At 49.1% G+C, this 25,015-nt stretch carries 19 protein-coding genes; 14 read left to right on the top strand and 5 right to left on the bottom strand.

Annotated features, from left to right (window positions below; translation table 11 throughout):
* Positions 1-10 precede the first annotated feature (10 nt).
* The 8 genes from KTH90_RS05590 (at position 11) to KTH90_RS05555 (ending at position 10,794) form a co-directional block, all read left to right on the top strand.
* Positions 11-2,272 (top strand): glycoside hydrolase family 43 protein, encoded by a 2,262-nt coding sequence (locus KTH90_RS05590; protein ID WP_238726413.1) that lies wholly within the window; start codon positions 11-13, stop codon positions 2,270-2,272.
* Positions 2,269-4,275: an AbfB domain-containing protein gene (locus tag KTH90_RS05585; protein ID WP_238726412.1), complete on the top strand. Its 2,007-nt coding sequence runs from the start codon at positions 2,269-2,271 to the stop codon at positions 4,273-4,275. The genes KTH90_RS05590 and KTH90_RS05585 overlap by 4 nt, the downstream gene beginning before the upstream one ends.
* A gap of 123 nt (positions 4,276-4,398) precedes the next feature.
* Positions 4,399-6,129 (top strand): glycoside hydrolase family 2 protein, encoded by a 1,731-nt coding sequence (locus KTH90_RS05580; protein WP_238726411.1) that lies wholly within the window; start codon positions 4,399-4,401, stop codon positions 6,127-6,129.
* 529 nt (positions 6,130-6,658) lie between these two features.
* The gene (locus KTH90_RS05575) at positions 6,659-7,132 is read left to right on the top strand and encodes a MarR family winged helix-turn-helix transcriptional regulator (RefSeq protein ID WP_158350733.1); all 474 of its coding nucleotides are present in this window, start codon (positions 6,659-6,661) and stop codon (positions 7,130-7,132) included.
* A 127-nt stretch (positions 7,133-7,259) separates the two neighbouring features.
* Complete coding sequence (locus KTH90_RS05570) at positions 7,260-8,441, top strand: MalY/PatB family protein (protein WP_158350735.1); 1,182 nt, start codon at positions 7,260-7,262, stop codon at positions 8,439-8,441.
* A gap of 40 nt (positions 8,442-8,481) precedes the next feature.
* A complete protein-coding gene (locus KTH90_RS05565; RefSeq protein ID WP_238726410.1) occupies positions 8,482-9,126 on the top strand; it encodes an ABC transporter permease in 645 nt (214 codons plus the stop codon).
* Positions 9,123-10,028, top strand: a complete 906-nt coding sequence (locus KTH90_RS05560) for a glycine betaine ABC transporter substrate-binding protein (RefSeq protein WP_238726409.1) — start codon at positions 9,123-9,125, stop codon at positions 10,026-10,028. Before KTH90_RS05565 ends, KTH90_RS05560 begins: the two co-directional genes overlap by 4 nt.
* Complete coding sequence (locus KTH90_RS05555; protein WP_238726408.1) at positions 9,997-10,794, top strand: ATP-binding cassette domain-containing protein; 798 nt, start codon at positions 9,997-9,999, stop codon at positions 10,792-10,794. The genes KTH90_RS05560 and KTH90_RS05555 overlap by 32 nt, the downstream gene beginning before the upstream one ends.
* A gap of 196 nt (positions 10,795-10,990) precedes the next feature.
* Here the strand turns inward: KTH90_RS05555 and KTH90_RS05550 are convergent, their stop codons facing one another.
* On the bottom strand, positions 10,991-12,265 hold the full coding sequence (locus KTH90_RS05550) for an MFS transporter (RefSeq protein WP_158350739.1): 1,275 nt from the start codon (positions 12,263-12,265) through the stop codon (positions 10,991-10,993).
* Positions 12,266-12,755: 490 nt separating this feature from the next.
* Between KTH90_RS05550 and KTH90_RS05545 the strand changes: the two genes are divergently transcribed.
* Both KTH90_RS05545 and KTH90_RS05540 read left to right on the top strand, forming a co-directional pair.
* Positions 12,756-12,959 carry a DUF1858 domain-containing protein gene (locus tag KTH90_RS05545; protein ID WP_158350741.1) on the top strand — a complete coding sequence of 68 codons (204 nt, stop codon included), beginning with the start codon at positions 12,756-12,758 and terminating at the stop codon, positions 12,957-12,959.
* Positions 12,960-13,201: 242 nt separating this feature from the next.
* Positions 13,202-14,308, top strand: coding sequence for a glycoside hydrolase family 66 protein (locus tag KTH90_RS05540; protein ID WP_238726407.1), 1,107 nt, complete (start codon positions 13,202-13,204; stop codon positions 14,306-14,308).
* Between the two features lie 80 nt (positions 14,309-14,388).
* Here KTH90_RS05540 and KTH90_RS05535 read toward each other — a convergent pair whose 3' ends face one another.
* Positions 14,389-15,123: an adaptor protein MecA gene (locus tag KTH90_RS05535; protein ID WP_158350745.1), complete on the bottom strand. Its 735-nt coding sequence runs from the start codon at positions 15,121-15,123 to the stop codon at positions 14,389-14,391.
* A 275-nt stretch (positions 15,124-15,398) separates the two neighbouring features.
* Between KTH90_RS05535 and KTH90_RS05530 the strand changes: the two genes are divergently transcribed.
* The 4 genes from KTH90_RS05530 (at position 15,399) to KTH90_RS05515 (ending at position 20,381) form a co-directional block, all read left to right on the top strand.
* Positions 15,399-16,853 carry a serine/threonine protein kinase gene (locus KTH90_RS05530; protein ID WP_158350747.1) on the top strand — a complete coding sequence of 485 codons (1,455 nt, stop codon included), beginning with the start codon at positions 15,399-15,401 and terminating at the stop codon, positions 16,851-16,853.
* A 103-nt stretch (positions 16,854-16,956) separates the two neighbouring features.
* Positions 16,957-17,193 (top strand): hypothetical protein, encoded by a 237-nt coding sequence (locus KTH90_RS05525; RefSeq protein WP_158350749.1) that lies wholly within the window; start codon positions 16,957-16,959, stop codon positions 17,191-17,193.
* 677 nt (positions 17,194-17,870) lie between these two features.
* On the top strand, positions 17,871-19,613 hold the full coding sequence (locus tag KTH90_RS05520) for a glycosyl hydrolase family 18 protein (protein WP_158350751.1): 1,743 nt from the start codon (positions 17,871-17,873) through the stop codon (positions 19,611-19,613).
* Positions 19,614-19,688: 75 nt separating this feature from the next.
* Positions 19,689-20,381 carry an N-acetylmuramoyl-L-alanine amidase gene (locus KTH90_RS05515; RefSeq protein ID WP_158350753.1) on the top strand — a complete coding sequence of 231 codons (693 nt, stop codon included), beginning with the start codon at positions 19,689-19,691 and terminating at the stop codon, positions 20,379-20,381.
* A 35-nt stretch (positions 20,382-20,416) separates the two neighbouring features.
* Here KTH90_RS05515 and KTH90_RS05510 read toward each other — a convergent pair whose 3' ends face one another.
* The 3 genes from KTH90_RS05510 to KTH90_RS05500 all read right to left on the bottom strand — a co-directional run bounded on the left by KTH90_RS05510 (position 20,417) and on the right by KTH90_RS05500 (position 25,007).
* On the bottom strand, positions 20,417-21,985 hold the full coding sequence (locus tag KTH90_RS05510; RefSeq protein WP_158350755.1) for a DUF4091 domain-containing protein: 1,569 nt from the start codon (positions 21,983-21,985) through the stop codon (positions 20,417-20,419).
* Positions 21,986-22,129: 144 nt separating this feature from the next.
* Entirely contained in the window at positions 22,130-23,914 is a 1,785-nt protein-coding gene (locus tag KTH90_RS05505; protein WP_238726406.1) for a cache domain-containing sensor histidine kinase, read from the bottom strand.
* A complete protein-coding gene (locus KTH90_RS05500; RefSeq protein WP_158350758.1) occupies positions 23,904-25,007 on the bottom strand; it encodes a response regulator in 1,104 nt (367 codons plus the stop codon). Before KTH90_RS05500 ends, KTH90_RS05505 begins: the two co-directional genes overlap by 11 nt.
* Positions 25,008-25,015 lie beyond the last annotated feature (8 nt).

Below are 25,015 nucleotides of genomic sequence, written 5' to 3'. Positions count from 1 at the left end.
GGGTACTTTCATGAACAGACTATATCAAAACCCGATCGCCCGTCATGGCGATTATGCGGACCCGTTCGTGCTGAGGTATAACGGAACCTATTATCTGTATGCGACGAATCCGGATCTGCGAGTCTTTACTTCACAAAACCTGCTGGACTGGAAGGAAGCGGGGCCGGCCATAGATCCCGACACGTTCCCGGGACTGGTGCCGTTCGCGCCGGAGGTGGTGTACTGGAACGGCTGGTTCTATATGTATACCTCTCCGTCCGGCTTTGGGCATTACATATTAAGAAGCGATTCTCCGACCGGGCCTTTCGAAAAGATCAGCGGGAACGAGGGACACGATATCGACGGCTCCGTATTCATAGATGATGATGGAACCTGGTATTTCTACTGGGCCGGGGACGAGGGGATCTGGGGCTGTCGGATGGACTCACCGACGAAGTTTCAGGAACCGGTGCTGACCGGCGCCTATCTGCATGGCTGGACCGAGGGGCCTATGATCCAGAAACGGGATGGATTCTATTATATGACTTATACCGGGAACCATTATCTGAGCAAGGGATACCGGATTCACGCTGCGTCCAGCAGACATCCGCTTACCGGGTATAAGGATGAGCCGGGCGGCCCCATCGCGGTACATACCCAGGATGGCCCGGTGGGTCTGGGGCACAGCAGCACGGTACTGGGACCGGATCTGGTCTCCTATTATATGGTGTACCATAATCTGAACGGGGATGCCTCTAGGGATCTAAATATAGACCGTATGATGTGGTATCAGGCAAATACACAGCTGATGGGACCGACACGGACCCCGCAGGAAGCACCGGGTCTTCCCGATGCATCCGATCCTGCCCCGGAGGGCAGCGCGGCACTCTCGTGGGAATTTGAACGGGGGAAATGGGAGGAAAAAAACGGGGTCCGCTATACGCTGCAAAATGAGTTATGTGTAAAGACCGTTGAGAATTTCGGACCTTCGTATACGGCAGAATTCCATTTGAGCATTCCTTGCCCGGATGCAGGACCGGATGATAGCTCCCGTTCCGAGCGGGAAGCGAATATCTCCTGCATGAAAAAGGCCGTAAATAGTGAGAACGGACAAAATCAAAGCGTTGCCGGAATCGTACTGGATGCAGGGGAAAAGAAGTATTACCTGGTTTTTCGTATAAATAGGCATGCTCTCCAGATCTGGTCCGGCCTTCCGGAGCAGACCGTATTGCTCGGGGAGAGCCAACTGCCGGAGGCATATGACTTTAACAGCCTTCACAACATCAGGGTACAGTCGGACAAAGGCAGGATGAAGATCTGGATCGATAACCGCCTGCAGATAGCGGATGTGGCTGTGCAAAAGGAAAAAGTCCGGCCGGGATATTTTGCGGCAGGCACACGGGTCGGCTGCGGCTATACGGCAGTCACAAATAACACCTACGACAATGAAATTAGTAATACTGTAATCCCGGCCGGCTGTTCCTGCGCAGCGGTATACGGTGCGGTCAACACCTCAGCGGACGAAAATGGCGCGGTGCAGATAGGCCGCGGCGACATGATGAAATACAGGTTCCGGACAGAGGGTGAAGGGAACTATCGGCTCAATGTGATCTGCCGGCCGTCGGAATCTTCCTCCGGTTTTCTGGTAACGGCGGATAAGGAGCCGATCGGTACCGGTTCCGGAGAAGAAATATTACAGTCATTCCCCGTCGCTCTTTCTGCGGGTTTGCACCGGTTTACAATAACCGGGCAGGCTGGTACGGCGGAACTGGCCCGAATCGAACTGGTGCGTCAGGGCGCCGCTGCGGAATACGAAAGCGATACGGTCGTAGAAGTGGGCCCGTACGGCAAAGCGCTGTGCGGGGATACACAGTGGCACGACTATACTGCGGAAGCCGAATTTACTGCGGATATCGGTGAGGAAGGAAGCGCGGGCATTATGCTTAGGGTAACGGAACCGGCGGAAGGCGGGGAGGGAGAAGATCCTGTACTGGGTATCGATTTTTTCCTCGGCTATACGGTGAGTGTATCCGATGGATGGCTCCGGATCGCCAGACACCGGTATGACAGGGAGATATTAGCGGAATGTCCGCTGGAAGTTAAGAACGATGGTTATACCCTATCCGTCACTGTAACGGGCGCTTATATAGATGTGTATATGAATCAGGAGTTAACCCCAAGACTTAGAGTTTGTGATAAACAGCCTCTGACCCACGGATGCGCGGGTGTCTGGGCAAAGAACAGCAAAATTAAGGTAACCGGACTGAGGATTTCGGAGAGGAGAAGAGTATGAGGAGATTCTTTGTATTTTTACTGACTTTCACAATGATGATCAGCGGATTAACCATGACGGCATCGGCAGAGGATGCGGAGGGAAATACCGTATTTGGGGATGAGCAGACCCCGCACAGTTTCTATGAACGTATGGTCCAACTTCCCAACGGAGACTTACTGGCAACTTGGCTCAGGGAGTTTCCGGTGAATACCGGATGGACGGGAATGCAGGATCCGCAGTTTTATAAGAGCGCGGACCAGGGAAAGACCTGGCATATGTGCAGTGAGATAAATCCGGCTGCGAACGGCATTTCCAAAGACAAAATAGGCATGCCGGGACTGTATGTATTTCCGCAGGCGCTGGGTAATTATCCCGCCGGTACGATTCTCTATGCGGTATCCGACTGGGACACCGACAGCACTTATACAATCCATATCTGGAGGAGTACCGACAACGCAGAGTCCTGGCAGCTGCACAGTGAGCTGGCTCCCCGGGCAGGCCGCTCGACCTGGGAACCGGAATTCGCGGTAAGCGCGGACGGACGGCTGGTATGTTATTATTCGGATGAACGTCAGGAAGGCTATGATCAGTGTATTTCCTATGAAGTTTCGGACGATGGCGGTTTAACATGGGGAGATTATACCATCGTGGCAGGGGAATACGAGGAGGGATGGATCCCCGGGGTAAGTCCCGGGAATTGGCGGCCCGGCATGCCCCGTGTGATTCAGTTAAAAGACGGCAGTTATCTGATGGCTCATGAAAATATTAACGCAGAGCCTTATGGTTCCATTACGATCCGCAGGTCTGCGGACGGACTGTCCTGGGGTGATCCTCTGGCGCTCGGCAGTGTGGTGACGACAGGCCAATATACGGCCTATCAGTGTCCCATGATTGCTTTGATCGACGACGGAAGTGAGTATGGCAGGCTGTTTTTAAGAGGTATGAATGATAACTGTTCTCCCAGCCAGTGCTTTACCAGCACGGATAACGGCAGGACCTGGAGTCTGATCGACGCACCGCTGACCGCGGTCCGCAATGAAAACGTGGGCAGCAGCTGGAGCGGTACGTTCGTGGCCGACGGCGATAAGCTGATCGAGTTGAACAACTACTATAACGGAAGTTACAATGAAATCCGCTGCGGGACCGGCGTCCTCTGCGGGGATCAGCTGGTGGTATCCGGAGCCGATTATAAATTCGTAAATGCTGCAAATGGATATTGTATGGATGATCCAGCCGGATCCGTCGAGCAGGGAACCCAGATGATCCTGTGGTCGGATAACTCCTTAAAGACCCAGAGCTGGCATCTGGAAGATATGGCCAACGGACAATATAAGATCCGGTGCAATTACAGCGGTCTGATACTGGACAATAAGGAAGGCTCTACGGCAGACGGAAGCATTGTCCGTCAGTGGGAGGATAACAACGCGCCCGCCCAGCGCTGGATTCTGGAAGCGCAGCCGGACGGCACCTTCCATATTCAGAATCAGGCAGGCGGTCTGTATCTGGATACCCAGAACCAGGCTGCAGACCTGCATACGCCGCTGGTGCAGTCGCCATTAAATGGCAGCGCTACCCAGAGATGGAAGCTGGAGCGAATCTATGAGATAGCCAGGCTGGAATCTTTCAATATTGCCGGGAGATATATCCGTCATACATCCGATGGCCGGATTATTATCGATACGGAATTTACGAGCCTTCCCCTTAAGGACTCCGAATGGCGTATCGTACCCGGTCTTGCCGATGCGGGCTGCATCTCATTTGAATCGGTGAATATGCCGGGTTACTATCTAAGGCACAGGGACGGCAGGCTGCAGCTGTCTCAGAATGACCAGACCGCTTTGATGGCTGAAGACGCCACATGGAGGGTGCGGCCGGGACTGGTGGACAGTTCACAGGTGTCCTTTGAGTCCTATAACATTGCGGGTAATTACATGCGGCATATGGACGGCGTTCTGCATATTACTGGAATTTCGTCCGATTTAGATCGGGCCGACGCCACATTTAGGGAAATCAGACAATAAGTGATATGGAAGAATCATAGAGTGACAAGATGAAATATGAAGCGGTTTAGAATATAGCGATCAAACAGCTTGAAGAAAATTCTCAAGCGGTTGGAGGAAGCGATCAAGCTATTTGGAGGAAATATGGACAGTATATTAAGACAAGAATATCCCAGGCCCCAGTTTCAGAGGACAGAATGGATGACATTAAACGGAATGTGGGATTTTTCTTTTGATGAAGAGAATTACGATCGGAAAATCAGGGTGCCCTTTGTCTATGAAGCTCCGCTTTCCGGTATCGGAGTGAACGAGTTTCATGATGTGATCTGGTACCGCCGGGAATTCCTGATACCTGGGGAATGGGCAGACAAACAGATACTTTTGCATATCGGAGCGGTGGATTACAGCTGTGATGTCTGGGTGAATGGCCGGCATATGGCACATCATGTGGGCGGGCAGACCGGATTTTGCATCGATATGACTCCGGTTATCAAAAAGAACGGGAATCAGGTGCGGATCCGGGTACAGGATTACCCCGGCGACCTGGATATTCCCAGAGGCAAGCAATTCTGGAAAGAGAAATCCGAAAGTATTTTCTATACTGCATCCATGGGGATCTGGCAGAGTGTATGGATGGAGCCGGTAGAGGCTGCGCATATCGAACAGGTGCTGATCACTCCTCTTTTTGACGAAAAGGCGGTCCGTTTCGATTATGAGCTGAGCCATTGGCAGGACTGTACACTGGAAACAGAAATCACTTTTCAGGGGAAAACCGCTGGGAAGATGCGGATCTCGCCTGTTGGAAAGAAAGGGACATTTTGCCTGCAGTTGGATGAGGCGGCGCTGGGCGGCTGGAATGTGACGGAGGATTTCGCCTGGACGCCCGAGCACCCCAGACTGTTTGATGTGGAATACCGGCTGAAACAGAGTCAGGAGACGGTTGATGTGGTGAAATCCTACTTTGGCATGCGAAAAGTTTCCGTCGCCTCGGGACGATTTCTGCTGAACAACCGGCCCTATTACCAGCGGCTGATTCTGGATCAGGGCTATTGGCCCGGAGGTTTGATGAGCGCCCCGTCGGATGAGGATTATGGTAAAGATATCACCCTGATAAAACAGATGGGGTTCAATGGTGTGCGGATTCATCAGAAAGCCGAGGATCCCCGCTTTTTGTATCATGCGGACCGAATGGGACTGCTGGTGTGGGGGGAAAACGCTTCCGGCTATGTATATTCCAGACGTCTGGCACAGGACCTGCTGCAGGAATGGTCCCGGATCGTTCTCAGGGATTATAATCATCCCAGTATCGTGGCATGGACTCCTTTGAACGAATCCTGGGGCGTGCTGGAGATCGCTAACCGGCCCGAACAGCGGGAGTTCTGCAGAGCCCTGGCCGCGTTCACAAAAGCGCTGGACTCAAGCCGCCCGGTCAGTGACAACGATGGCTGGGAACATGTGGACAGTGATCTTCTCACGATCCATGACTACGAGTCCCAAGAAGAGGTGTTAAAAGAAAGATACGCTTCCATGGAACAGATCATCAACGCTCAGCCGGCCGGCCGTCCTCTGTATGCAAAAGGCAGCGGCTACCATGGAGAACCGATTATAGTAAGTGAGTTCGGCGGCATTTCCTTTGCGGTGGAAGGCGCAAAAGGCTGGGGATATTCTACAGCCGGATCAGCCCGGGATTTTCTGGAACGATACCGCGCTGTCATGGAACCAATTCTTAAGTCTCCCCACATACAAGGCTTCTGCTATACCCAGCTAACCGATATCGAACAGGAGATCAATGGACTTCTTACCTACGACAGAGCCGCCAAAGTAGACCTGGAGCAGATTCGGCGAATCACTTCAGGAGAGAATATGACTGGATAAACGCTTAGACGCTATGTGCCTTTGTCCGTTTCCGTTTGTAAAATTTCTAAGGAAAAAACCGAAGGTGGGTTGAATAAGAGGGCATCCCTTGTGCCCTCTTATTCAGCACACTTTTGGTTTTTTCCGAATTGAACAAAGTCGCATCTGATATATGGGGATTCAAAACTTCACTTTATTAGCCGCAGCACGATTCAACAGAACTTAAAAAGTCAAGATGATGACGAACATTGAGTGAAGTATAAGACTCCCTAGCTTGTGCTGTCATTGCTTGTCCTCCATAGGTTGTTATTTGCCTGGCAACTTGATTTAATGATTAAACCATTTGGTTCATAAAATATCACTTTTCATCAAACCCTTCAACGGTTTTTGTTAAATATAAATAATATAAAAAAACAAAAAATTATATGTATGAAATCACGGTGCGGCCAGGCGGCTATTCGTTCTGGCCGTTGAATATTTCGCAGTTGTGTGAGATAATACTAAAAACAAAAATTGCTTTTGTTAGTATAGTTAAGACAAGGAGTATTTTATGGATATAAGAAATATTGATCAACTGTATACCCAGCTAAATGCAAGGGGAAATTTGATTTACCGGTTTGTCCTGCAGTACAGGGATTTGATGTTTGAACGATATGATTATGGAAGCGGAGACGAGTTTAATATGCTGGAAATACATACCCTGACAGAGATTGGAGATAATCCCGGTACCACGGTTTCCAGCTTGTCAACCATCTGGAACCGCACAAAAGGGGCGATTTCGCAGGTGGTTACAAAGCTTGAGGACCTGGGATATGTGGAGCGCAGGAAGAATGCTGCAAACGGAAAGATTGTAAATCTTTATCTCACACCGTCCGGAACACGATTAAGCCAGCTTCATAAAGCCTATGATTCCAAGGATATTACGGAAACGACAACGAAGCTGCTTTCCAAATGTTCCATGGAGGAAATCGACCATTTTTATAAAGTACTTCAGGCATATATTTCTATTTTAGAGGAAAATTAGGCTCATAAATACCTTTCTTGACAAGTTCCATAGGCGGTGCTATTCTAAAAGTAAAGTTTAATGATTAAAATATTGTAATTGTTTGTAGCCGTATTGTGGACGTTTGAATAAGGAGGTAAATAATAGAGTGAAAACATTTAATTTCGATGAAATTATCAGCCGCGAAGGAACCTGCAGTATGAAATGGAATCTGGAAGAATATTTTCCGGATGCGCCATCGGATTGTCTGCCATATTGGATTGCGGATATGGAGTTTGCCTGTGCGGATCCTATTTTAGAAGCTCTTCATAAGAGAATTGACCAGAAAATTCTGGGGTATACCGCTTTTTATGATGCTGAATATTTTGAGGCGGTACAGCATTGGTTTGAGCGTCGTCATGGATTGACGATTCCGCGTGAGTCCATCTTTTTTTCACCGGGCGTTGTGCCTGCGATTGTGCTGCTGATGCGGGTACTTACCCGGGCGGGAGAGGGCGTGATCATACAGCAGCCTGCATACAACCCGTTTATGGTGAAGACCCGGGCTAACGGACGTCAGCTTGTTGTGAATCCGCTGGTGGAGACGGACGGATATTATACGATTGATTATGAAGGGCTGGAGCGGTGTGCTGCTGACCCAGACAACCATCTGCTGCTTTTCTGCAATCCTCATAATCCGACCGGAAGAGTGTGGAACCCGGAGGAACTAAGAAAAGTGGCGGACATCTGCAAACGTCATGATGTCACGATTATTTCCGATGAAATCCATTGTGACCTGGTTCGCGGGCAGGTTACCTATCATCCGATGGAGAAGATTTGTCCGGAATATAAGGACCGCATCATTACCTGCCTGTCGCCGAGTAAGACATTTAACCTGGCTGGGATGCATCTGTCAAATATCATCATTCACGATCCGGCAATCCGCCGGGCATGGCTCCGGGAGATTGATACAAAGGGAGCAATCGGAGTGCCAAATCCGCTGGCAGTTACGGCCGCGGCGGCCGCATACAATGAGTGTGAGGAATGGCTGGCTGCGCTGCTGCAGTATCTGGATGATAATCTAACCTATCTAAAGGACTTCCTTGCAAAGGAGCTGCCTTTGATCAAGTTCTCTATTCCTGAAGGAACGTATCTGGCATGGCTGGATCTGCGTGCTTACGGGATGCAGGTGGAGGAGCAGGAAGCATTTATGCTGCAGAAGGCACACCTGATTTTTGATGAAGGTTACATATTTGGCCATGAGGGGGTCGGATTTGAGCGAATTAATGTGGCTTGCCCGCGCGCTCTTTTGGAGCAGGGCATGTTAAGATTAAAAGCGGCACTGAACTGATTGGTATTTTACAGCAGCAAAGGAGTACCGGACTAGCGCTATGATAAAGGATGTTTTTTTACTATATACCGATCGTTTTGACTTTTTTTTACAATGTACACTGGAACATCTGACCCTATCCCTTGCGGCTATCATGATAGCGGTGTTTCTGGGATTGGGACTGGGGATTCTGATGGCCCAGATGCCGCGGGTATCACGTCTGCTCATTGGGATTATCAGCGTGGTCTACACAATTCCGTCGATTGCCCTGCTTGGCTTTTTGATACCGTTTACCGGTGTGGGCGATACGACTGCTTTGATTGCGCTGGTGGTCTATGGGCTTCTTCCCATGACCAGGAATACCTATCTGGGGATTCGGGGGATCGACCCGCCGGTGATCGAGGCGGCTTATGGGATGGGGAGTACCGATACAGAGGTATTATTCCGAATTAAACTTCCGCTGGCGGTTCCGGTTATTTTAGGCGGCATCCGGAACATGGCGGTTATGACGGTCTCACTTGCCGGAGTCGCTTCGTTCATCGGAGCAGGCGGTCTCGGTGTGGCAATTTACCGTGGAATCACCACCAATAACCCGGCTATGACTCTGACGGGCAGCCTGCTGATTGCTGTGATAGCATTGATTTTTGATTTTTCTTTTGGGGTACTGGATAAACGTTACCGGCGAAAAAGGAGGCTGCCATCATGAAAAAAAGAATGACGGCATGGGGACTGCTCTTTGTGATATGTGCTCTGATGCTGGGAGGCTGTGCATCCAAAAACACCGGAAAGATTACAATTGCAACGAAACCGATGACGGAACAGTTTGTATTGGGAGAGATGTTAAAACAGCTGATTGAGGTGCAGACGGATATTAAGGTGGAACTTACCAAAGGTATCGGGGGTGGTACATCCAACATTCATCCTGCCCTGCTGAAGGGAGATTTTGACCTGTATCCCGAGTATACCGGAACGGCATGGAACTTTGTCTTAAAACGCGGGGAAATACCGGAAGAAGAGGAGCTGCTTGCACAGTTAAAAGAAATTTATATGCAGGATTATGATTTAAAATGGGTCGGGCTTTATGGGTTTAACAATACCTTCGCGCTGACCATGAGGCAGGAACAGGCTGAGGAATTAGGTGTCACAACGCTGTCGGAGCTGGGAGGGGTGAGCGGCCGGCTGCAGTTTGGCAGCAGCTATGATTTCTATGAGCGGGAAGATGGGTACGACGCCTTGTGTGATACGTATGGACTGAAGTTTAAAAAGACTCTGGATATTGATATCGGACTGAAGTACGCGGCTATAGAGTCGGGAGAACTTGATGTGATGACTTCTTTTACTACAGATGGATTGCTGCATGTGTCAAATCTGAAGATTCTCGAGGATGATCAGAACTTTTTCAAGACTTATTACTGTGGGACGGTTGTACGCAATGAAACGCTGAAGAAATATCCGGAGCTGGAGCCGGTTTTCATGCAGATGGACGGTTTAATCAGCAACGAGGATATGAGCCGCCTGAACTATGAAGTGGAAGAGGAGAAAAAATCAGAACAGGAGGTAGCGCGGGAGTTTCTGATTGAGAAAGGACTTCTGGAAGCAGATGAATAAGACAGAAGAACGTGTAAAGACGCCTGTGATATGCTTTGACAATGTAAGCAAAAGTTACGGGGACAAACAGGTTTTGGGTCAGTTCCACCTGTCTGTCCGGAAAGGGGAATTCCTCACCGTAATCGGGCCTTCCGGCTGCGGCAAGACCACTATGCTGAAAATGATCAACGGGCTGACTGAACCGGATAGCGGGAGTGTGTGGGTCAGGGGAGTGGATGTGGCACATACGGATAAAATAGCGCTGCGCCGGGACATTGGCTATGTAATCCAGTATGTAGGGCTGTTCCCCCATATGACGGTGCGGCAGAATATCGCTTATGTCCCAACGCTGCTAAACAAAAAGAATAAGCAGAGAACCGCACGGGCGGTAGAACATCTGGTGTCCTGCATGGAGCTGGATGCCGGGCTTCTGGAGCGGTATCCGTCAGAGCTTTCGGGCGGACAGCAGCAGCGGGTGGGAATTGCCCGGGCGCTGGCGGCCGGTGCGGATATCCTGCTTTTGGACGAACCCCTTGGCGCCGTGGATGGTGTGACCCGGAGAAAGCTCCAGGAGGAACTGCGGAGACTGCATAAGGAGCTGGGGATTACGGCTGTTTTTATCACTCATGATTTTCATGAGGCGCTCACCCTTGGTACCCGGGTGGTGGTCATGAATGAGGGGACGATTGTACAGGACGGGGCGCCGAAAGAAATCGTGGAAAAGCCGGGAAGTGCGTTTGTCAGCAGCCTGGTGGAACAGATGAAAGCGGGATATAAGTTTGGGTAATTACTTCTAACGAAGCAAAACGCGCTTAGTATACCCGTTAATGAAATTATAACTCAGTTTTATAAAGTAACCTGATTTGTCAATTATAAAGAGAATGAAGATTGTATAAAAAACGAAACGGAACTGGTGTGTAAGGAATAAGAGGCGGCTGCAAAAAATGAATTTTGCAGCCGCCTCTTCGTTTTATGGTATTCTGTTATTTTGCAGCTTTTGCAAGCTTTCTCTCTTCGGACAGTTCCTGTATGTTCTTCTTGTTGATCAGGCGGAATAAGAAAGCCATAATCACAGCAAACACGGCGAAGCCGGCCAGCATGAGATATAAGTATTTTAAGGCAACATTCGGTTCATTGTTGTCAAGAATTGATCCTACAATCGGGGAGATGAACACGTCCGGAAGGTAGCCAATGGTGGAAATCAGACCGATGGCAGTTCCGGAAATCGCCATGGATATTTTGGCTTCTTTAATCGGAGCAAAGTACTGCCCTCTCATGGCTCCGTTGAAGACCATGGCAAGTGCGAAGACGATCATGAAGAAGACCAGTCCGGTACCGCTGCCGGAAAAGACCGCGATGATGATACAGCTCACGGCTACTGCACCAACGCTGATCATCAGAGCCTTGCTGGAACCGAATTTATCGCCCAGGACTCCGCCTGCAAATGCGCCAAATGGCTTAAAATAGCTGTCGAACAGTCCGATGTAAGCAGCGGCAGCGGCGGTAGCGCCGAAACCGGAGATGGCAACCTTGGAAGCGTAACCGGACATGGTGCTGCCGGCGGAATAGCATCCCATAACCATAAATGCCATTAGCCAGATACTTGGATTCTTAATACACTCTTTAAGCAGCTGTAACGAGGTCTCGGAAGCGGTCTCATCTTCACTGTCTCCCTTGAAAATCATCCATGTCAGAACTCCCAGGAGAATCAGCAGTCCGCCATACATGAATATAATGGTGCGCAGACCTGTGCTCATGGATACAAAACGTCCGAATATAAATGCCAGGAGCGTACCAATCAGCATCTGCGAGATGGCACGGCCGCCTTCCAGTCCGCCAAAGGCAGTACTCTCTCCGTTGATGGAACGTCCAAACTGGCGGGTAACTTTCATAAGTGCTGACCAGAAGGTCAGGGTAGTGGTTATTCCCATCAGTGCATAGATGAGCAATGCAATCTTATAGGAAGGGAAGGTGCCGAACCAAATGTTGAGCAGCCCGGTTGATACAAGAGAAAAGGACATCAGCTTACGGGCGGAGAATTTGTCTGCGATGACGCCGCCGAAGAAATACGCAAAAATAGTCATGGTGCCATAAACACTGAACAATACGCCAAATTCCTGGTTGGTCATCGTAAAAGCTTCCAGATAAGCATCGTAATATGCGCTTCGCATATAGACAACATATCCTATGTTACCGCCGAAACATAGAACAATAAATTGAAAGATCCGTTTCCATCTTGATACAGCTTTTGTTTCCATTACTTGTCCTCCTGGTTTGTATTTGCTTGCGCAATACGTTTTAATGATTAAACTATTGTATTCATAAAATATCACTTTCCATCAAACATGTCAACAGTTTATGTATAATAAATATAAATAATATAAAATAACATAAAATTATTTGTGTGAAATCACGGTATATGCGATGAAACTTCGATCTGAAGTTTGATATTTCACCATGAATAATATAATGAAAAAACATAGATAAAGATAAAGTGTAAGACAGAGTATCTTGGATTCGAGAAAGTTTACAACCTACGGCCTTAATCAAAATGATGATCAATGTATATTCTAATATATACCTAAAAAGTTAAGATGAAGATGTACGACGGCGTAGAATAAGACGCCCGCAGCTGTAAAAATCCCCATTACCAGGTATATAAGCCCTGATTTCGTATAAAATATACTTTACGAATATTCGCGGAAGTATTATAATGAGTAAACTGAATACTATAAGGAGGAAACGAAAATGGCACAAGTTACGAAGGACATGATTATTTCCGATATTATCGGGATTGACACCAATATTATTCCCATTCTTATGCGGGCCGGAATGCATTGCATCGGCTGTCCGTCCGCACAGGGGGAAAGCCTGGAAGAAGCCGCATTCGTACATGGAATGGACGCGGACGAGCTGGTGACCCAGATTAATGAATATCTGGCAGGTAAATAATCGGAACTGCGGCGTTTCGCTTGTCACGGTTCCGTCTATAGGTGGAACAAAAAAAGGGTTTCGTCAGTGAAACTCTTTTTTTATTGCCGCAGAACCGCTTATTCTATTGGGAAAGGCTGTTTTGTAACGGATCTTTACACTTGTTTTTATTCTTGGCCGGCCTACATATGATTTTGCAAATATTCATTGGGGGTCACTTCCAACAAGTCGGCTACCAGAGCAAGGCTGATGGGCTCGCTGTAGTGGGCGCATATGTACGCGCAGGCATGCTCCGGCAGGCTGCCTGTATCCGGGGGACAGGGCCGCACGGTCATGACGACCTGACGGCCGAACAGGAGGTCTACACCGATATGATGGGCCGTGTGGTGGATCGGGGAGCTGTGCGGGCCAAAATAGAGGCATGCAGACATTATGGGATGCATGAAGCTCATCCGGAGCAGGGACTTTATACCAGCGCGGGAGATCCTCTGGTTTTTATCGATACCTTCTACCTAATGAATATAGAACAAAGCTGCCCATGGCACAGACACATTATATCGGAGTATGTGAAGGCCATGAGGGAGGTGGGATTCGACGGTATCCATATGGATACCTATGGATTTCCCAAGACAGCTTTTACACGGGTTGGAGAGCTGCTGCGTCTGGATGAGCGCTATGCCCGTCTGATCAGAGACGCAAAGGAAGCTGTCGGCGCATTGGGCGCAGAAAGCCATCTGATTTTCAACAATGTAGGCAATTGGCCGGTAGTGTCTGTGGCCAATACGCCTCAAACGGCAGTATATATAGAGCTGTGGGAACCCTATACCACCTATGCCCACCTCCGTCAGGTCATCCTGGATGCGCGGCGTACCTGCAGTGACCAAAAGCCCGTGGTGCTGGCGGCCTATCTGTCCCCCTTCCGTACGGACGGGCCGCTTCGCGCGCTGAATGCGGCGCGGCTGTTACTGGCGGGTACGGCTTCCTGCGGGGCTGCGAACCTGTTATTAGGTGAAAAAAATGGAATACTCACCCAGGGGTACTATGTAGACCATTCCCGCCTGTCGGACGGGCAGGCCGGCAGATTATGGCTTACCCTCCGTGAGAGCGGACAGAGGAAGTTGATCAGCGTCGTCAACCTATGCGGCTGTGATAATCGTTGGAACGAGGGGAAGGAGACGCCGGTTCCCCAGGAAAATGTAACCTTCCAGGTTCAGGTTGATACGCGGTCCCTGCACGTTTGGACCGCTTCTCCAGACGGAGTGTCCGGTATGACCGGGGTACCCCATGATACCATACGGACACAGCGGGGCTGGGCGGTACGGTTTACGCTTCCGCAGGTCAAATTCTGGGGCCTTATTTACATTCAATAGGAAAGTGCGCAGCCCGTCTCTGGCGATGAATTTCACACGCAAAAAAACCCGCCGATAAGGCGGGTTTTTTTAGATGCGTTTTATACCAGAGCCAGGTTCTGCAATGCCTGGTCAGAAATCATGACCTCGTAATGTTCTTTGAAGTAAGCTTCGCCGGCGGTTGTAAATTTGTCGCTCCGGCCGTACTCGGATAATATATTACATACTTTATTGAATGCAACCGGGGTGTGGGAGGATTGGCTTAATGTTAAAAGGTATTCTCCATTGTCCGGATTTTTATATAAAGTATTATATCCGTTATAAAAATGATGCAGCACATGAGCGGCGTCAATCAGATTATCCAGCTGCCGGAACCGGTAGAGCTTCGTCACATTCGGCGTATTCTCGACAGTTTCCCTGGCAGTGCCGGTCTGTGATTCTTTCTTCTGACGGTCTTCCCGGTATTTCTTGAAGAGATCCAGGATTTCGTCGGCGCCTTCCCGGATGGCGCTGCCCCAATCCAGCGTACTTTCACTTTCATCCCGAAGCAGAGGAGCGAATTTGGAAAATCTGGTATCCAGCTCTTCCGGATCCTCTACCTTCGTTACGATTAATACTATGCAATCCGCTGAGAGAGGGACTGCTTCTATCATCAGAGGAATATCCTCTGCTTCAAAACCAAATTCATAGGAGGCCTGCTGCATAAGATCCCGGAACAGGGACTTTGCCTTTTCTGTTCCGTAAGCCAGTTCACTCAATTTTATTTGACGATCTGCTAAATCTTCTCTGGTTAAGGTACAACGGATCTGGTTTTCACTGACTTTTTCTATCTTCATAAAATCACTTCCTATTCTAAAATGAGATTAGAAACTGTCGGACTACCTACCTATAGTATAAACAAAAATGCCCGATAAGTAAAGCGATTACCATAAGTATAATTTGGTAGTAAAAAGTATATCCAATATAGTATATGAAGTCAATAGAACAAATCTTTCAATTTTATAAACATTTTGTAAAAAAGTATAAAATTTTACAATTTCCTTGAAAATGTTCCTCTTTTTCCCTATACTATTCTATAGAGAAGATATTATGCCATTGAAAATGGAAAGGAGTGGTTCTATTACAGGAGGATAAGATTATCGCAGGCCGTTACCGCGTTCTCAGAGTTCTGGGGAGAGGTTACAGCGGCACCGTATTTCTGGCAGAACATACCGGTTTGCAGGCGCTGCGTGCAGTGAAATGCATCAGCAGAAAACACGTTATGTACCGTCAGTTTCTAAAAGAAGCTATGCTTCTGAAAAATCTAAAGCACCCGGGGATACCCCTGATCTACGATCTGGAAGAAGAGGGGGAAAACCTCTATATTATAGAGGAATATATCGAGGGTGAGTCTGTTCAGACAATCATGCTGCATCAGCAATACATACCAGAATCTACAATTATTGATTATGGAATTCAACTCTGCGAAATTATCATGTACTTACATCATATGCGTCCGGAGCCCGTTTTATACCTGGATTTGAAGCCGTCCCATCTGCTTGTTAACGACGGACAGCTGAAACTGATCGATTTCGGCGCGGTCTGTCGGAAATCAGACTGTGAGAGCTATTCTCTGGGAACTCCGGGATTCGCTGCGCCGGAACAGTATGAAGGAGAGCTGCCGGATGAAAAGACAGATCTTTACGCGATCGGAGCTATTTTATTTTTTATGGCTTCCGGAAGGACCTATGAGGAGAAACTGTCAAATGAGGCAGAGGGGATTCCTATCTCCAGAAAGCTCCAGTCTGTCATAAAAACCTGTCTGAATCACGAACCTGGCGGGCGTTATGACTCGGTGGCTGAGTTGAAAAGAGCACTAAAAACCGCATCAAAGTATGAAAGACAATCAAATAAAAATGGCGGAATATCTTCTCTGATATCCGGATTAAACAGCACCCTGTCCAATCTTACCAGAAACGGTGATCGTAAATTGCCTCAAATAGAGTATAAAGCTACGGTAATCGGAGTTCTGGGATGCCGTTCAGGGACCGGCACGACTCATCTGGCGCTTATGGCGGCGGGGTATTTATCCGGAGCCCGGCATAAAAAAACCCTGTTGGTTCAGAGGGATGAAAATCCGGACTACGGAATGCTGCAACGCGCCTGTCAGGGCCTGACGGAAAAAGCCAGCCAGCAGAAAGTGTTTCCAGTATTCGGATTCACATGCTGCAGGAATGCCACACATAGGGAATTGACCGATTTACTCAACGAGCCCTATGAGATGGTAATCATCGATTTTGGATGCGACTATGAGGCGAATCGGGATGAATTCAAACGGTGTGACAGACAGATCGTTACAGGCAGTCTGTGCGCCTGGAAAAGAGAAGTGTATCTTGGTTTCCTGGAAGACAGGGTAAATGAAAAGGGAAACGCTTCTGTTTTGTATACAGCGCAGTTCGCAGGCAGCCGGGAACTAAAGGAAATCGCGCATTTGACGAAAATCCGAATGCGGTCTGTCCCGTTTGCGCCAAATCCTTTTGCCTTAAATGAGGAAAGCCGGAAGTTTGTGCGGGAGCTGCTGTACTGAAAAAGAAAGGATGAAACCTGTTGAATAATATATCACGAAACCTCCTGAACGGTCAGGATCATACAGGGGACATCCGCAAATTCAGAAACAGGAGGCATCTTCTATGTACGAATCAAGAGAATATCCGAACCGGATCGGCCTGCTGTTGGAGCTGGAAGGCTATGAAAACGGCGGAATTTCGGTCTGGCTTGACGGGACTGTCAGCAGCCCCTGTGAAATAGCCAAAGCGTGCACCGTGGAGGAAGATTGCAATTCCTACATGCGCGATTATGTTACCGATGAAAAGGGGGAATTAAAAGAGATCCGTTTTGACAGGATCAGGAATGGAAACCTGGATTAAAGAATAGAATTAACAAAATATGGATATCCTTACCAGGACGGCAGAGCGGCTGTTTATGCCGCTCTGCCTTGTGTGTGGGTTAGGGCCGGGAAGAGAGGGAAGCGGCCGGGCCTTGGAACCGGGCGGCTCATCTCGTGGGGCCAAATCACTTCGACCGGACCTAAGAACAGCTAACTCCGAAGACGGGAGAACCTCTTATTGGCAGGGCCTGGAACAAACTCGCCAGAGGGCGGCTCGGACAGTGTTCCAGGCCCTGCGAGGTTCTCCCGCCTTCTGCGTAAGCTGTTCTAAGGCCCGGCCTCAAATGATTTGCCCCCACGGGATGAGCCGCCCGGTTCCAAGGCCCGGCCGCTTCCCTCTCTTCCCTGCTTTGGTGAATCCCCCCTTTTGAAAAAGCGGGTTGAGTGATGATGAATGTTTTTCTGGGATTCTCTTAATTTTTTGTAAACATGTAAAAAAGTTGATGAAGTTGTTGAATTATATGATATAATGTCGAGAGACATTATATCTGCGCCGGAGCGCTTTCCTTGGCGCGGAGTGTGCATCGCCCCGGAGGGGGCATGATTGCTTGCAATCATGATTAATGTCGAGAGACATTATATCTGCGCCGGAGCGCTTTCCCTGGCGCGGAGTGTGCATTGTAGATTGAACATTTATATTAGGAGGAATAGGACGGAATGAAGAAGAAGCTGATTCCGATACTGGCAGCGCTGCTGCTGATTGTGATCGTGGTAGCGATTACATTGGCCAGCGGCTTGATTAAAAAATATAGTTTTACGGATGAACGGGCGGACCTGAATGCTTATTTTAACCTGCAGGGGGAGGATCAGGTGGGGCTGGTGCTCCAGGATGAGGTGGTTGAGGATAAAGGGAAGCTGATCGACGGGGAAGTATATCTGAATTATAATACCGTTAAGAATTACTTCAATTCCAGGTTCTATTGGGATGCTAATGAAAATGTTCTGCTTTACACGACACCCACCGATATTATTAAGGCGGAAGTGGGAAGCAAGGATTATTATATTTCCAAAAATAAGAATACGGAAAGTTACGCAGTCGTAAAGGTGGATGGAGATCAGGCGTATATTGCGCTGGATTATGTTCAGAAATTTACAAATATAGAGTATGAGACGTTCCAGGAGCCGAACCGGGTACACATTACTTATCAGTGGGGCGAGGTTCAGATGGCTGACGTCAAAGGGGATACCCAGGTCCGTGTGAAAGCGGGGAATAAGAGCCCGATTCTGACGGATGTGCTGAAGGGGGATCAGCTCTATGTTCTGCCGGAGGAAGCACAGATCGAAGAATGGACGAAGGTGCGGACCGGGGACGGTTATATTGGCTATATTCTGAATAAGAAGATTGGCGAGACCCGTACGGAGGCAACCAGCCGTGAATTTGAAGAGCCGGTCTATACGAATATTTCCAAAGATTATCCGATTAATCTGGTGTGGCATCAGGTAACCAATGCCCAGGCCAACGGTAAGCTGTTGGAGCTGATTACCAATACCAAGGGAGTGAATACGATTTCCCCTACCTGGTTTTCTTTGTCGGATAACGAGGGAAATATCGCTTCTCTGGCGGATAAGAGTTATGTGACCCAGTGCCATCAGATCGGAGTGGAAGTCTGGGGACTGGTGGATAATTTTAATAAAGAAGTAAGTACCTTTGATGTGCTGTCACATACGTCCAGGAGAGAGACGCTGATCAACCAGCTGATCGCAACGGCGATCGAGTATCAGTTAGACGGGCTGAATATTGATTTTGAGGAGTTGTCCGGTGAGACTGGGGAACATTTCATAGAATTTATCCGGGAATTATCCATCAAATGCCGGGCTAATGGGATTGTTCTGTCGATCGACAATTATGTGCCAAAGGCGCACACGGCTCATTATGATCGCAGGGAGCAGGGAATTGTGGCGGATTATGTGATTATCATGGGTTATGATGAACACTACAGCGGTTCCAAGGAATCAGGGTCTGTGGCCTCGATGGGATTTGTTCGGGAAGGGATAGAGAAAACGCTGGAGGAAGTTCCGGCAGATAAGGTCATTAACGCCGTCCCGTTCTTCAGCCGGCTTTGGAAGGAGACACCTAAGACAGAGGAGGAGATCGCTGCGGAGGATCTGACCGAGGAATACGTGCCGTATCATCTGAGCAGCGAGGCGCTGGGGATGCAGGCGCAGCAGGATATCGTCAGTGTCAACGGCCTGGAGCCGGTTTGGCAGGAGGATATCGGGCAGAATTATGTGGAGTACGAAAAAGACGGTTCCACTTATAAAATGTGGATCGAGGACGATCAATCCATTGATCTGAAGGCAGGTCTGGTGAAGGAATATAATCTGGCCGGCATCGCCGCATGGCGGCTGGGGCTGGAGCAGCCCAGCACCTGGGATGTTATTTTGAAATATGTGAACTGACGGCAGCCGTTCTGTTGTCATGAATCGGGCGGGCTCCCACATATATTATATAAAATGTGTGTGGGAGCTGCTTTTGTGAAAAGAAAGACTCTGGAGATCGGAATGGGAGTTCTGATGCTGGCGGGGGTACTGTTTCTGTCCAGGCAGGGCGCTGTTCTGGTATCAAATATGAAACAGGCACAGGCTCAGCAGAAGGTAGTGGTGATAGACGCGGGACACGGCGGTGCGGACCCGGGTAAAGTCGGCGTCAGCGGTACATTGGAAAAAGATATAAATCTGAAAATTGCGTTTCAGCTGAAGGAATTTTTAGAAGAAAATGACATCAAGGTAGTGATGACCCGGGACAGTGACGGCGGGCTGTATGATTCCAGCGCCAGCAATAAGAAGGTGCAGGATATGCAGCGGCGCTGTTCGGTAATCGACAGCGCGAAACCGATCTGTACGGTGAGCATCCACCAGAACAGTTATCATGAAGAGGGAGTGCACGGGGCGCAGGCGTTCTATTATTCACATTCGGCCGAAGGGAAGGAACTGGCGGAGATGATACAGGCTTCCCTGATCGGGACTGTGGATCCTGAGAATCATCGGGTGGCCAAAGCGAATGACAGTTATTACCTGCTGAAACGAACCGAGACGCCGGTGGTTATCGTCGAATGCGGGTTCCTGTCAAACTGGGTGGAATCGGCTAAGCTGGAGGATGAGTATTACCAGGAGAAACTGGCCTGGGCGGTCCATATGGCCGTGATGCAGTACATAGCCGCGAACTGACCGGGCCTGCCGGTACCCCCTTAAGCTTAATGCGGTTAAAAATCGGTTTCCCTGTCAGAGCAAAGAGCCTGAAACAGGGAGCGCCGGGCTTTTAACAGGACTCCGGCATCCCTTGTATAGCTGGTAAAGCTGGTGCATACCGAAGCAATTATTTTATCCGCTTTTTGCGGGTCTTTCTTTATAAGCTGCCAAAGGAGCTCATAATCCTCCGCGCCGGCCCGCTGCGCCTCCAGACGGATACTGGGAAGGACAAAGCCGTCGCCCGGATATACGATATGGGCGTCGCCGGCCGGAAGAAGCTTGCCTTTATGCGGACAGCATGATTTACGAAAGATGTCTTCGCCGATATAAAAGTTAAAGCCCCAGTGAAGGAAGCCGGTGAGACGGTAAGCGGCGCCCAGCCACAGAACCGCACGTGTAACGGTAAGGGGGAGGTCCATGCTGCGGTTCATAGTCGGTCCGGCCGGGAAGGCACAGGTATAGAACCACAGTTCTTCTCCGTTTTTCTTAAGGAGATCATAAACCTCCCTGTTTTTCTCATAGGTATCCTGTTTTGGAACCCAAATATCCACTCCGCCGCCCAGATCGGCAGTTTCCACCGCTTCTATAATGGGAATGCCCGGCAGGAATTTGCGGAAGACGGCGGCCAGAATACGGTATGTTCCCGCATTGTGTATCTGAGGTTCATCGGCAAGAGACTGGCACATCTGATTGGACCAGTTATTCCGCCGTATGACATCCGCCCATCCGGTAAAGTATTTTTTAAGCTGGAAATAACCGTTTAAAGTGGTCACTCCGGTATCGGCGTCCCATATGGGATAGTATTCGTTTTCCGTCCATTCATTCCAGTGGGCTATGTGGCCGCCGCAGAGAAACGGCGCGCCCTCTTCAAGGGCAATGCGTCCGGCTGTCTCGGCATCGGAAAAATCAAAGCCTTCAAGCTGTCCGTCATGGTACAGGGGACTGCCCGGCGGAAGGAGGATATGGGTACAGCGCAGGGAAAGCTGCATACGGACGTATTGGCGGAACAGCGACCAGTAGCTTTCGCTGCCGCGGGGGACATTATGCTGTAAGAAAAGATTATCGTAATCAAAAAAATTAAGCATTCCCAGGGAGGCTTCAAAGAGGGAGGGGATTTTTACCGGGTGAACACGGCAGCTGATACGTATGGTGCATTCCTCCCGTCCGGTTTTATAAACGAGCCTGCCGGTGCAGACGGAAGGCTCCGCTCCTTCGGAAACGGATATCCGTATGTAAAATGCGCGGCTGCTTCCGGTCTTCATTTTGTCATAGGGCATCAGCGCGTCATATACTTCAAAGGGCGCTTTTTTTGTAACATAACCTTTGCAGCTCTCATAATCGGTAGTCGTCATAAGTCCGGGAGCGGTATTTTCATCCACCACTACGGGAAGAAGTGAAAATATGTCCGCCGAAAGCGGTTTGTCATCCCACAGGATGGACACGGAACCGGCGCAGGCTTTTGCGAGGATTTGGAAACCGGTATGACCGCCTGCCGCGGCTTCAAGAGATATTTCCGGTGTTTCTGTAGTAAGGGGTGTATCGGGATAAGCCCATTCGGTTTCTGATAATAATTTAAATTCCATAGTCGTAACCATACCTTTCTTATAATCTGTATACTTGGGGCTGCAGGCATAAATTTGCGTGTGAACAGTCAGGCTCCGGATAACTCCGAAACAATAAATATTTTAATTATGTATAAATAGTGCAGAGAGTATGTGCTTCGTATTTTACCGGTCAGGATACTGGACAGGAATACGTATCGTCACTGTCGTACCTTTCCCCCGCCCGCTTGAGCAGGTCAGCCCGTATTCACCGCCGTATGCTATATGGAGCCTTTCATTGATATTACGGATGCCGTAACCCGATGCTTCAGGTACCGCGGGGGCGCTTAGATCGAAGTTGCGGTAAAGGGTTTTGGAATCCATGCCCACGCCGTCATCGGAAACCGTAATAACGATATCTCCGTTTATTTTTACCGCACGGACATTTAAGGTTCCTGTTTTTTCCGGTTTTTCAAAAATTCCGTGTATAATGGCATTTTCAATAATGGGCTGTAATATGATTTTGACGATTATACAGGGCAATACCTGTTCATCAATATTCCATATTACGGCAATCCGGTTCTCAAAGCGCATGTTCTGTATGTCGATATAAAGTCTGGCATGCAGAAATTCATCGGACAGGGGAATACGCTCCCTGCCCCGGCTTAAGGATAGCTTGTAGAATCGGGCAAGAGCATTCACCATCTTGCTGATCTGGGGCACATGGCTGCTGATGGCGGTGCAGTTGATCAGATCCAGGGAATTATAGAGGAAGTGAGGATTAATCTGTGCCTGCAGCGCCTTAAGTTCCAGGTTTTTTATCTGTTTCCCGGTTCTGACCTTTTCTTCCATCAGAACGCTGATGTGATCCATCATGCGGACAAAGCTGCCCATGAGCATTCCGATTTCATCAGCTCCCTGCGGTGTTATTTCCGCCGTCACATCCCCTTTTTCCACCTTTGCCATTGTGTCGGAAAGCATGGAAAGGCGGCGGAGGAAGGACTTGCTGATCAGATAAGCAGCCGTGTATGCCGTCAATGCAAGAACCAGTACGATGCACAGCATTCCGGTGCGCAGCTCACGGCTTACGCGGTATATATCATCACATGGAATGAGCGTGATCAGGTGAAGGCCGTTCAGGCGAAACGTATGCGGACGGATATAGCTTTTTCCGCCGGCAGTCCCGATCAGTGTCCAATCATCCATTTTAATCTCCGGCAGACGTAGTATGAGACTGTCTGCCTCCTTTTTATCCAGGATTCCGGAGGCAAGCAGAAGATGCTCGTCATCCGCCAGCAGGGTCAGGCTGTTTTCCGTTATCGGATAAGCGCTCATGATGTCCAGCAGACGGCCGGACATAATGTCGGCCCGCAGGATGGCCATCGGCTCCGTAAGGGAGTCGGGATTATAAATCGTTCTCATAAAGGAAAAAGCGCCGTCTCCCGGCGGGAGATCCTGCGGGGAAAACCAGAGCTGCTTTTTGTCGGAAGCCATCATTCTGCGGTACCAGTCGGTTTCTTCCACATGCTGCATGGAAAAGATGTCATTGTTCTGCTCGGAATACAAAAAACCGCTTTTTACATATATTCGCAGCTGGTCTATACCGGACATCTGCTTCAGCTTCCTGAAAATCTCCGATAAGCGGTAGGTATTTTCCATCTGTGAGACAGCGTCCTCTTCTCCGGGAGCTTTGGAGGCCATCTGGTATACAAGGCTGTCCATGACAAGGCTCTCCAGAACATTTTCCGAATTCTGGAATAATTCCTCCATGCCGTCACAGGATTCCTCAAAGGTTTTTTGGGCGGCGGTAAAGGTCTGTTCCTGGATCACTCTGTTGATACGGAGGAATGCGTACACCGTAAATATGGACAGAGGCATGATAACCAGCACAAAATATGTGATGAGAAGCTTCCGGCGGAGTGACATATCGGACAGCTTCAGGAAAAGGCGCTTGATACGGTTATGCTTCATGTCGGTGTCTCTCCCTGTATTCCTTCGGCGTAAGTCCTGTTTCTTTTAAAAATACCTTTGCAAAATATCTGGAATCCGAATAACCGACTTGATTTGCCACCTCATACAGCTTCAGTTCCGTATGGGGAAGGATGGTACGGGCATGCCTGATCCGGATTGCGGTTAGCTGCTGGTTGATGGTTATGCCGGAATTCTTTTTATACAGCATACATAAATAAGTATGGGTAAAGCCTAACGCTGCGGCTATTTTCTGTACGTTCAATTCCGGATCGGCAAAATGCTCCTTCAGATATAGGTTGACGGATTCTACCGCGTCATATCGTTCCGCCTCCAATAGCCGGAAGAATTCCGAACAGGTATCGTAGAGGAGCGTCTTCAATTCGCTTAGGTAAGCCGTATAGGGCGCCTCATACAGCAGATAATCACCCTTTTCCAGAAATTCTGTTATGTGCCGGTCCTTTGCCGCCGTCAAAAAAGGCGTGACAAGCTGGCAGAACATCTGTCTTATGTAAGCCGGTTCGGTTCCCTCACACACGGTAAGTCCGTTCATGATCCGGTGCAGAAGAAGCATGGCCTCCTGCCTGTTTTTTGCCAGGATATTGGAGCTTAGGGAGGTCAGGTCTTCATTGGACAGCTTATAGACGGCATCGTTAAGCGGCCGGTCCGTTTCGGCGGTTTCACGGAAGAAGAGCAGCCGCGGATCAGGGGGCGCCTGTTCCCGGCATTCTTTTATGACCTCGCGCAGCGTTTCCGTAATTTCTTCCAGATCGATGGGCTTTTCCACGAAGCTTGCGGCCTTAAGCTTTATGGCATCCTTTAAATATTCCTTATCGGGATAGCCGCTCAAAAAGATGAACTTGCATTCGGGCAGCAGGCCGCGCACCCGTTTGGCAAGCTCGATGCCGTTTAATCGGGGCATTTTGATATCGCTTATTATAATATCGGGGAGAAAGTTCGGAACCTCTGCCAGCGCTGATTCTCCGTCCCCGGCGGCTTTTACCGATTGGATACCCAATTCCCCAAAGGGAAGATAATTCACCAGGATATCCCGCGGAGCAGCCTCATCGTCTACAATCAGAATTTTTAAATCCATTCGTCAAA

The sequence above is a fragment of the Diplocloster modestus genome, assembly GCF_019042245.1.
Classification (GTDB): domain Bacteria; phylum Bacillota; class Clostridia; order Lachnospirales; family Lachnospiraceae; genus Diplocloster; species Diplocloster modestus.
Note: the sequence above shows the minus strand (reverse complement) of the source record. Positions and strands in the feature narration are given on the sequence as shown.

What these genes read in the sequence shown, in the direction of transcription:
- KTH90_RS05590 (WP_238726413.1), top strand. Translation starts at nt 11, where the DNA reads ATGAACAGACTATATCAAAACCCGATCGCCCGTCATGGCGATTATGCG.
- KTH90_RS05585 (WP_238726412.1), top strand. Translation starts at nt 2,269, where the DNA reads ATGAGGAGATTCTTTGTATTTTTACTGACTTTCACAATGATGATCAGC.
- KTH90_RS05580 (WP_238726411.1), top strand. Translation starts at nt 4,399, where the DNA reads ATGGACAGTATATTAAGACAAGAATATCCCAGGCCCCAGTTTCAGAGG.
- KTH90_RS05575 (WP_158350733.1), top strand. Translation starts at nt 6,659, where the DNA reads ATGGATATAAGAAATATTGATCAACTGTATACCCAGCTAAATGCAAGG.
- KTH90_RS05565 (WP_238726410.1), top strand. Translation starts at nt 8,482, where the DNA reads ATGATAAAGGATGTTTTTTTACTATATACCGATCGTTTTGACTTTTTT.
- KTH90_RS05560 (WP_238726409.1), top strand. Translation starts at nt 9,123, where the DNA reads ATGAAAAAAAGAATGACGGCATGGGGACTGCTCTTTGTGATATGTGCT.
- KTH90_RS05550 (WP_158350739.1), bottom strand. Translation starts at nt 12,265, where the DNA reads ATGGAAACAAAAGCTGTATCAAGATGGAAACGGATCTTTCAATTTATT.
- KTH90_RS05545 (WP_158350741.1), top strand. Translation starts at nt 12,756, where the DNA reads ATGGCACAAGTTACGAAGGACATGATTATTTCCGATATTATCGGGATT.
- KTH90_RS05535 (WP_158350745.1), bottom strand. Translation starts at nt 15,123, where the DNA reads ATGAAGATAGAAAAAGTCAGTGAAAACCAGATCCGTTGTACCTTAACC.
- KTH90_RS05525 (WP_158350749.1), top strand. Translation starts at nt 16,957, where the DNA reads ATGTACGAATCAAGAGAATATCCGAACCGGATCGGCCTGCTGTTGGAG.
- KTH90_RS05520 (WP_158350751.1), top strand. Translation starts at nt 17,871, where the DNA reads ATGAAGAAGAAGCTGATTCCGATACTGGCAGCGCTGCTGCTGATTGTG.
- KTH90_RS05510 (WP_158350755.1), bottom strand. Translation starts at nt 21,985, where the DNA reads ATGGAATTTAAATTATTATCAGAAACCGAATGGGCTTATCCCGATACA.
- KTH90_RS05505 (WP_238726406.1), bottom strand. Translation starts at nt 23,914, where the DNA reads ATGAAGCATAACCGTATCAAGCGCCTTTTCCTGAAGCTGTCCGATATG.
- KTH90_RS05500 (WP_158350758.1), bottom strand. Translation starts at nt 25,007, where the DNA reads ATGGATTTAAAAATTCTGATTGTAGACGATGAGGCTGCTCCGCGGGAT.